Genomic DNA, 9453 nt, shown 5'->3' with positions numbered 1-9453 from the left:
AAGCGCTGTTCTACAAGCTGCTCCAGCGCTGCAGAAATAGCCCCAGCTCCCATAAGTTCCGCTTCAAGAACCCTCTCTACTCACTGGATGCGAGTGCCATCAACCTGTCCCTCAAGCTGTTTCCCTGGGCTGCCCACCGGCCGGATACCTGCAACGTGAAGCTGAGTGTCGGACTCAACCATGGCACCCATGTGCCAGAACGCTATGGGGGACATCCATGGCGATGGCGAGCATCTGCTTGTCTTTGTCGGCAAAAGCAGAAGCTCGCCCCGACTGATCAATCCTGATCCGTCAGCGCGCCTTCGCTGGCGGAACCGACCAGCCGTGCGTACTTGGCCAACACCCCACGGGTATAACGTGGCGTCGGCTGCTGCCAATTGGCACGGCGGCGTGCCAGCTCTGCATCGGAGAGGTCCACAACCAGGGTGTTCTCCTGCGCATCAATGGTGATCAGGTCGCCGTCTTCCAGTAGCGCCAGCGGACCGCCATCGAAGGCTTCCGGGGTCACGTGGCCGACCACGAAACCATGGCTGCCGCCGGAGAAGCGGCCATCGGTAATCAGCGCCACCTCATTACCCAAGCCTCGCCCCATGATGGCGGAGGTGGGGGTGAGCATTTCACGCATGCCCGGCCCACCGCGGGGGCCTTCATAGCGAATCACTACCACGTCGCCAGACACTACCGTGCCGTCGTTAATCCGTTGCTGGGCTTCTTCTTCCGAACCGAACACCCGTGCCGGGCCGGAAAAGTGGGTGCCTTCCTTGCCGGTGATCTTGGCCACCGCGCCGTCCGGGGCCAGGTTGCCATACAGAATGCGCAGGTGACTTTCCGCTTTCAGAGGCTCGGACAGGGGCGCAATAATCGACTGATCCAGGGGATAGGGCGCCACATCGGCCAGGTTTTCCGTCAGGGTTTGGCCGGTGACAGTCAGGCAGTCGCCGTGCAGCAGACCCGCCTCCAGCAAGATCTTCATCAGCGGCTGAATACCGCCAATGGCCACCAGTTCGCTCATCATGTAGTGGCCGCTGGGGCGCAGGTCCGCCAGCACCGGCACCCGCTTGCCGATCTCGGTAAAGTCATCCAGTGACAACGCCACATCGATGGTGCGGGCCATGGCGATCAGGTGCAGCACCGCATTGGTGGAGCCGCCCAGGGCAATCACCACGGTGATGGCATTCTCGAACGCCGCGCGGGTCATGATGTCGGACGGCTTGATCTCCTCTTCCAGCAGTTTCAATACAGCGGCGCCGGCCCGCACGCAGTCTTCCCGCTTTTCTTCGGACACCGCGTTCTGTGCGGAGCTGCCGGGCAGGCTCATGCCCAGTGCTTCGATGGCCGAGGCCATGGTGTTGGCGGTGTACATGCCGCCGCAGGAACCCGGGCCGGGGATGGCGGTTTCTTCAATCTGCTTGAGCTCAATCAGATCCATGTCGCCCCGGGAATGGGCGCCCATGGCTTCGAACACGGAGACAATATCGGTATGGCCCTTACCGGGCATGATGGTGCCGCCGTAGACGAACACGCTGGGGCGATTCAGCCGCGCCATGCCCATCAGGCAGCCCGGCATGTTTTTGTCGCAACCGCCCAGGGTCACCAGGCCGTCAAACCCTTCGCAGGCGGCCACGGTTTCAATGGAGTCGGCAATCACCTCGCGGGAGACCAGCGAATACTTCATCCCTTCGGTGCCGTTGGCGATCCCGTCAGAGATGGTAATGGTATTGAAAATCACGCCCTTGCCGCCGGCCGCATCCGCGCCCTGGCAGGCCTTGTCGGCCAGCTCACCAATGTGGCTGTTGCAGGGCGTCACCTGACTCCAGGTAGACGCGATGCCCACCTGAGGTTTACGAAAATCTTCATCGGTAAATCCCACGGCCCGCAACATGGCCCGGCTCGCCGACTTGCCTGGACCGTCGACGACCTTGGCGGAATGCCGGCGGCGTGGATCGCCCTGTGCATCACTCATACCCTCTCCTGATTCCGGTTAACGCTTCACCGCCAGCACGGCAAAGGTGTCGCCAATGTCCACCCGTGCCGGGTGACGGCGACCAATCAACATGCCCTTGAAAGGCGCCAGATACTCTACCGGTGGCTCGCCGGTGCGGTCGATGGCATGCACACGGGCAAGCACATCACCCTGCTGCACCCACTCACCCAGCGCCACCGCAAATTCCAGCAAACCGCGATGCTCACTGACACGGTAATAGTCTGCGTTGGGGATCTCCAACGCCTGCGATGTCACCGGTAGCGGGTCGCCGGGCAGAATGCCGGCAAAGCGTAACACGTTGTCCACGCCCTGCTCTGCCAGCGCCACGGTATCCGGGGTAGTCGTGCCGCCGCCGCGCAGCTCGGTGCTAATGAACACCCGCCCCTGGGCTTCTACCACGCTATCGAACAGGGCCGCCTCCTCCAGCTCCGCCATAAACAGGGTGTAAGGGGCCCCAAACGCCTCTGCCCCGGCCAGGCAGCGCGCTCCAAAGGCCTCATCGGCGAGGCGATGGGTGGCCGCAAAAGGCAACAGGTCCAGCGTGCGTCCACCGGAATGCATATCCAGCACCACGTCGGCCAGCGGCACCAGATAACGGGTGAAGTAATCGGCAATTTTTTCGGTGAGGGTACCGGCGGGGTTGCCCGGAAAGGCCCGGTTCAGGTTGCCGCCGTCCAGCGGTGAAGTACGCGTGCCGTTCAGCACCGCCGGGTGATTCATCATCGGCACAATGATGACACGGCCGCTGATATCACGCGGCTGCAGCCGGTTGGCCAGCTTGAGCAAGGCGGTGATGCCCTCGTATTCATCACCATGATTGCCCCCGGTCAGCAGTGCGGTGGGCCCTTCGCCGTTGCGGATCACCGTCACCGGGATCATCACATTGCCCCAGGCAGACTGGTCGTGGGAGTAAGGCAGTTTGAGGAATCCGTGCTGCACGCCGTCCCGATGAAAATCCACCGTGGCGCTGATCGCGCTGTCCTGCATAGCGAGTCCGTTATCTCCAGGTCAGGGTGCATATGACGCACCCGGGTCTTTACGCCTATAATGCGCGCTTTACCGGGATCGCGAACAGGACATTCTTTTTATGGCCGACAAAGGCACGCTGTACATCATTTCCGCCCCGTCCGGCGCCGGCAAGACCAGCCTGGTGGCCGCCCTGGTCGACAAGCTTGCCCGGGTCCGCATTTCCATCTCGCACACCACCCGCGCCATGCGCCCCGGCGAGGAAGACGGCGTGAACTACCATTTCACCGACCGTGACAGCTTTGTCCGTCAGGTGGAACAGGGCCGTTTTCTCGAGCATGCGGAAGTGTTCGGCAACCTTTACGGCACCAGTGCCGACTGGGTCGCCCAGACCCTGCGCGGCGGCGATGATGTGATTCTGGAGATCGACTGGCAAGGCGCCACCCAGATTCGCAAGCAGCTACCGGATGCCGTCAGCGTCTTCATTCTGCCGCCCTCACTGGAGATTCTGGCCGACCGCCTGCGGGGCCGCGAAACCGACGACGAAACGGTGATCCAGCAACGTCTGGACGGTGCCCAGGACGAAATGAGCCACTACGGCGAATTCGACTATCTGGTGGTCAACGACGATTTTCAGCGTGCCCTGTATGAGCTGGAAGCCGTTGTCGAGGCTCGCCGGCTGGTAACAGCGCGGCAGTCTGCCCGCCAGGCCGCGACCCTGCAGAACCTGCTCGCGCCACGCTGATCGCCCCCGTCGGGGCCAGCCCCGGCTCCGCCGTTCGGCGGCGGGCACTGGACTTGCACTGCCCTCAGCCCGTAAAATCGCTCATTGCGAATTATCAGGCGGTGCGGGTTCATGTCGAACCGGCCCCGCCAGCTTGTCAGGAGAGCAGCATGGCACGAGTTACCGTAGAAGATTGCCTGGAAAAACTGGATAACCGCTTTGAGCTGGTACTGGTTGCCGGCAAGCGCGCCCACCAATTGCAGAGCGGCGGTAAAGAGCCACGTGTAGCCTGGGAAAACGACAAACCCACCGTTGTCGCCCTGCGTGAAATCGCCGAAGGCCACGTGACGGCTGAATCCGTGGACAACCCCATCGCGGATCGCAGCGCCGACGTGGACGAGCTGGCCCTGCTGACCCAGTCTTTCGGCGAGTAATTGCCCGCCCCGTCTCCCCCAAACGGGTCGACGGGAACAAGACACGCAAACGCAGAGGCCGACCGGCCTCTGCGTTTTGCCATCTGGCACTTGCCCCTCACTCCTGTTTCCCAGCGCCCCCCCCCCTTTTTTCGCGCCTTGCTTGCCAACCGGTATCGCTTTCTCCCAGCCAAACAATCGTCTGCGCCTATCCTCCTTGTCATAGACAAATCCTGCCCTCAAATCTAAGCTAAGAGTCATCTTCGAACCTGCTACTCGCCAAGGGCGTGACGAGGCCTTTTGCCCACCATCCATAATCTGGAAAAACGGTTACGCAGTTACCTGGACGATGACCAGATCGCCCAGGTCGTACACGCCTACCATTTTGCCGAGCAAGCGCACGAAGGCCAGTACCGCCGCACCGGGGATCCGTACATCACCCACCCGCTGGCGGTGGCCAACATCCTCACCGACATGCACATGGACCATGCCTCGCTCATGGCCGCCATGCTGCACGATGTGATCGAGGACACCGGGTTCAGTAAAGAGCAGCTGGCCAACGAATTCAGCGAAGAGGTGGCCGAGCTGGTGGACGGCGTTTCCAAGATCGCCCAGATCAAGTTCGAATCAAAAGCGGAGCAGCAGGCGGAAAACCTGCGCAAGATGATGCTGGCCATGACCCGGGACATCCGCGTCATCCTGATCAAGCTGGCTGACCGCCTGCATAACATGCGCACCCTGCACGTCATGCGTGCCGAGAAGCGTCGCCGCATTGCCACCGAGACACTGGAACTGTATGCCCCAATCGCCTTTCGATTGGGCATGTACAACATGCGGGTGGAATACGAAGATCTGGCCTTCCATGCCATCTATCCCATGCGCGCCCGGCTGATAGGCCAGGCGGTGAAAAAAGCCCGCGGCAACCGCAAGGAAATCCTCACTACCATCAAGACCAGCCTGGAACACTGCCTGGAAGAAGAAGGCATCGAAGCCCGGGTACTGGGCCGCGAGAAGCACCTGTTCAGTATTTACTCGAAGATGAAAGAACAGCACAAACCGTTCGCGGACATCATGGATGTGTTCGGTTTCCGCATCATCGTCGACCGGGTGGACACCTGCTACCGGGTACTGGGGGCCGTGCACAATTACTTCACACCCATCCCCGGTCGTTTCAAGGACTACATTGCCATTCCCAAGGCCAATGGCTACCAGTCCCTGCATACCACACTGAAGGCCCGCTCCGGCATTCCCCTGGAAATGCAGATTCGCACCGAAGAAATGGAAGCCATGGCCAACAACGGCATCGCCGCCCACTGGTTGTACAAATCCGACGGCGAACCCGGCACCCCAACCCACAGTCGCACCCAGAGCTGGATGCAGCGCTTGCTGGAACTGCAACAGAAGACCGGTAACTCCATGGAGTTTATCGAGAACGTGAAGGTGGACCTGTTCCCGGACGAAGCCTATATCTTCACCCCCAAGGGCGACATCAAGGAACTGCCCGGCGGCGCCACCGCCGTGGACTTCGCCTACGCGGTGCACACCAAGGTGGGCAACAAGTGCGTGGCCGCCCGTATCGACGGCAAGCTCGCCGCGCTGTCCACGCCACTGGAATCGGGGCAGACCGTCAAGATCATCACCGCCCCCAATGCCACTCCCAACCCGGCCTGGCTCAACTTTGTGGTCACCGGCAAGGCGCGCACCAACATTCGCCACTTCCTCAAGCACCAGCAACGCGAAGATGCCGTGGAGCTGGGGCAGCGGCTACTGGAGAAAGCCCTGCACAGCTACGACATGGGCCTGGACGATCTGCCCATTGAGCGAGTGGTCAGCGAGCTGGCCGGCAACGGCTATGTGGAGCTGGACGACCTGCTGGAAGATATCGGCATGGGCAACCGCCTGGCACCACTGGTGGCGCGCAAGCTGGCCGGCGCTCGCGATGACGACGAGCGCCAGCACGAAGATGACCGCCGACCACTGGCCATTCGTGGCAGCGAAGGCCTGATGGTTAGCTACGCCAAGTGCTGCTGCCCGCTGCCCGGCGATACCATCATCGGCCACCTGAGTGCCGGGCGCGGCATCGTAGTCCACCGTGATACCTGCAAAAACCTGCTGGCGGAAATGCGCAATGCGCCGGAAAAATGCATCGCGCTAAGCTGGGACAAACAGGTAGAGCAGGAATTCACCGCCGCCCTGCGCATCGAGCTGATCAACAAGCGCGGCGTGCTCGCTACCCTGGCCAACAGCGTGTCGGAACTGGGCTCCAACATCGACACCATCGATATGGCGGAAAAAGACCCCACCCTCACGACCCTGAACGTGACCATGACGGTAAAAGACCGCATCCACCTGGCCCGCATCATCAAGAAACTGCGCACCCTGGACAGCATCGTCCGCATCCACCGGCTTTGATAAACGCAGCACCCCTCACGCAACATGCCAAGGCACTCTTGGCGGTTTCTCCGCGCTATTGCGTGCAGGTATTAACCCGTGCAAGCATAGCCGCTTCCCTTTTTTCGCCTGCTGGCCGTGGCCGGGGGCATAACTGACGAAGAACACATCATGTCCAACCATTCCGTAATCAGCACCGACAAGGCTCCGCAAGCCATTGGCACCTATTCCCAGGCCATCAAGGCAGGCTCCACCGTGTATCTGTCCGGCCAGATTCCGCTGGTGCCGGAAACCATGGAGCTGGTTGAAGGCGACATGGAGGCGCAGATCGAGCAGGTGTTTTCCAACCTGATCGCGGTGTGCGAAGCCGCAGGCGGCAGCCTGCAGGACATCGTGAAACTGAATATCTTCCTCACCGACCTGAGCCACTTTGCGCTGGTCAACGAGGTAATGGCACGGCATTTCACCCAGCCTTACCCGGCTCGGGCGGCCATCGGCGTGGCGGCACTACCTAAAGGCGCCGGCGTGGAAATGGACGGCATCCTGGATATTGCCTGACCCCACGCACCACGCTTCATGCAACACGCCCGCCCTTGTGCGGGCGTTTTTGTTGGTGCCGCCCTCCGAAAGGAGGGGAGACAGGGCGGCTTTAAAAGCGCACCATCGAACAGACGGTGGGCGGACAGATGTGCGCCTGCGTTAATCTCGCAACACTTATTCTGGCAACCTTATTTTCGCAACATAAGGGAGAGCGATATGGATACCGCGACCCACGACCTCAACGCCCTGTTTGATCAGCTCGGGCTGGCCAGCAGCGATCCCGATATTGAAGACTTCATCCACCAGCATGGCGGCACACTCACCGACAGCATGCACCTGCATCAGGCACCGTTCTGGAATGAATCCCAGGCACGATTTCTCGCCGAGGCGGTTCGCGAAGACGCGGAGTGGGCGGAAGTGGTGGATTCGTTGAGTGCGCTGTTGAGGCATTGAAAGGGCAGCTTCGGGCCTGGGCAAGGCAAGGATCGAGTAACAAGTTGCGAAAGGCAAAACCCCAACCCCGGGGCCTGGTCGTCGCTGTTAGATTTTCGAAACTCGTTACTCGAAACTCGCTTCTGGAATCCTTACCTCGCTTGGGCTCGGATCGCCTGCAGGCGGGCCCCTGCGGCAGGCCATGTGTCCGGCCTTACCCGATCGGTAACAGCAGCAGTATTCGGTCGAAGAAGATGCAATAAAGCAGCAGCGGCACCGGCAAGCCAATCAGCGTGCCAAGCATGTAATGGCGTAGCTTCACCCCGCTGAGCGCCAACGTGTAATTCAACGCCGGCATGGTCTGAAACAACAAACGCAGCAAGGCGACACTGCGCACCGGGTGGCTGTCCAGCCGTGCCAGAATCTTCCTGGCGAGGGGGCTCTGTATATCCCGCAGGGCACTGCCGCCGAGACCGCGCACCAGCACATAGGTCACCAGGCAGGACACACAGGCGGCCACATAGGTCGCCAGTCCGCCCATCACCGTTCCCAGCGCCAGGATGGCCGCCGCCAGAAAGATCCAGCCGGGCAGCTGAATCAGGTTGCCGATCACGAAGACCACCACAAAGGCAATGAAACCGGAAACCGGATTGGCCTCCAGTTGCGCGCGCAGGAACGACACCGACAGCTGCTCACGCAGGCCCGTCAGTTCCACGGTAATCAGGACCAGCGCCAGCACCATGGCCAACATGATCAGCCGCCGGTAACGCCCCAGAGAAAGTGTCATGATCACAACCGTTCCGCCTTTTCCTGCCTTGCACTATGGACAGTGTAAGCTGGCACGGCCAGCAAAACGTGAAGGGGGAGGGGTTTCAAGTTGAAAGTTGAAAGTTGAAAGTTGAAAGTTGAAAAGTGCAGGATACCTGGGATGCCCGCCGGCGCCTGCGATTAGTTTCAGTTTTGATTGTTTCCCGGTGCTGCGGCGCTGCTAAAGCCGGTTTCGGATGGCTCCCGGCAATGCCGCGCTTTTCAACTTTGAACGCTCAACTCGCCACTCAAAATCAGTCCAGATCCAGCTCAGAATCCAGCACCGCCTGATAGCCTTCAGGCAGCACATCGGCCCAGACATCCAGCCCTTCGCGCAGGCCTTCCAGGGTACCGGCGACCAGATTGGCGTGGCCCACCTTGCGGCCCGGCCGCACACTCTTGCCATACCAGTGCACCACACCCGGATGTTGCAGCCAGGCGTTTTCGAAAGGCGTGCCGATCAGGTTGACCATGGCGGAGGGCCCGTGGACGTTGAGGGCATGAAGGGGCACACCGGCCAGGGCGTGGACATGCAGGTCGAACTGGGACCAGTCCGCGCCTTCGTGGGTCCAGTGGCCAGAGTTGTGCACCCGCGGGGCAATCTCGTTGACCATCAGCTGGCCATCCACTTCGAAGAACTCCACCGCCATGACGCCGGCGTAATCCAGTTCTTCCATGATGCCCTTGAGCATCTGCTCGGCGGGTTTCTGCAGATCAGAACAGGCGTTGGCCGGTGCCAGGCTCAGGCGCAGAATGCCGTCCACGTGCCAGTTGCGGGTCAGCGGGTAGAACAGGGTTTCGCCGCTGATACTGCGCGCGCCGACGATGGACAGTTCGCGGCTGAACGGAATTTTTTTCTCGACGATGGCCTTGCCGGCCAACTCTGCGGCAGGCACAGCAGACAGGTCGCCGCCCTCGCCCACAATCCAGGTACCACGACCGTCATAGCCGCCACTACGGGCCTTCACGACCACGCCACCAAACTGCGCCACCGCATCATGCAGGTCGTCGGTCTTGTCCAGGGTCACCCAGGGCGCCGTGGGAATGCCCAGCTTGTCGAGCATCGCTTTCTGGGTGAAGCGGTCGGGGATCACTTGCAGGGCGCCGCGCGCCACACAACGATCGCTCTGCGCGAGTTCTGCGGAAAAACCGGTGTCCGGGAAGGCTTCACGTTCCACAGTAATCACCGGGTAGCG

General features: G+C 61.1%; 9 protein-coding genes and 1 pseudogene. 6 read left to right on the top strand and 4 right to left on the bottom strand.

Annotated elements, in window-relative coordinates; genetic code table 11:
* Window positions 1–200 (top strand): annotated as a pseudogene (locus A3754_RS26150) (IS4 family transposase); the annotation flags it as partial.
* Between the two features lie 77 nt (window positions 201–277).
* On the opposite strand, the gene ilvD reads toward A3754_RS26150, so the two are convergent.
* A complete protein-coding gene (gene ilvD, locus A3754_RS12115; RefSeq protein WP_063519893.1) occupies window positions 278–1963 on the bottom strand; it encodes a dihydroxy-acid dehydratase in 1686 nt (561 codons plus the stop codon).
* Between the two features lie 18 nt (window positions 1964–1981).
* Window positions 1982–2971 (bottom strand): N(2)-acetyl-L-2,4-diaminobutanoate deacetylase DoeB, encoded by a 990-nt coding sequence (doeB, locus tag A3754_RS12110; protein WP_063519892.1) that lies wholly within the window; start codon window positions 2969–2971, stop codon window positions 1982–1984.
* Window positions 2972–3071: 100 nt separating this feature from the next.
* On the opposite strand from doeB, the gene gmk reads away from it, so the two are divergent.
* From gmk to A3754_RS12085, 5 genes are all read left to right on the top strand, one after another.
* Window positions 3072–3695: a guanylate kinase gene (gene gmk, locus A3754_RS12105; RefSeq protein ID WP_063519891.1), complete on the top strand. Its 624-nt coding sequence runs from the start codon at window positions 3072–3074 to the stop codon at window positions 3693–3695.
* Window positions 3696–3844: 149 nt separating this feature from the next.
* Window positions 3845–4108 carry a DNA-directed RNA polymerase subunit omega gene (rpoZ, locus tag A3754_RS12100; protein WP_007149241.1) on the top strand — a complete coding sequence of 88 codons (264 nt, stop codon included), beginning with the start codon at window positions 3845–3847 and terminating at the stop codon, window positions 4106–4108.
* 279 nt (window positions 4109–4387) lie between these two features.
* Window positions 4388–6499, top strand: coding sequence for a bifunctional GTP diphosphokinase/guanosine-3',5'-bis pyrophosphate 3'-pyrophosphohydrolase (spoT, locus tag A3754_RS12095; protein ID WP_063519890.1), 2112 nt, complete (start codon window positions 4388–4390; stop codon window positions 6497–6499).
* 150 nt (window positions 6500–6649) lie between these two features.
* Complete coding sequence (locus A3754_RS12090) at window positions 6650–7036, top strand: RidA family protein (RefSeq protein WP_063519889.1); 387 nt, start codon at window positions 6650–6652, stop codon at window positions 7034–7036.
* Between the two features lie 198 nt (window positions 7037–7234).
* The gene (locus tag A3754_RS12085; protein ID WP_063519888.1) at window positions 7235–7471 is read left to right on the top strand and encodes a DUF2789 domain-containing protein; all 237 of its coding nucleotides are present in this window, start codon (window positions 7235–7237) and stop codon (window positions 7469–7471) included.
* A gap of 193 nt (window positions 7472–7664) precedes the next feature.
* Here the strand turns inward: A3754_RS12085 and A3754_RS12080 are convergent, their stop codons facing one another.
* Complete coding sequence (locus A3754_RS12080; RefSeq protein WP_063519894.1) at window positions 7665–8237, bottom strand: TVP38/TMEM64 family protein; 573 nt, start codon at window positions 8235–8237, stop codon at window positions 7665–7667.
* Window positions 8238–8511: 274 nt separating this feature from the next.
* On the bottom strand, window positions 8512–9453 hold a 942-nt coding region (locus tag A3754_RS12075), incomplete at its 5' end, for an ATP-grasp domain-containing protein (protein ID WP_063519887.1).

The sequence above is a fragment of the Alcanivorax sp. HI0083 genome (genome assembly GCF_001635175.1).
Note: the sequence above shows the minus strand (reverse complement) of the source record. Positions and strands in the feature narration are given on the sequence as shown.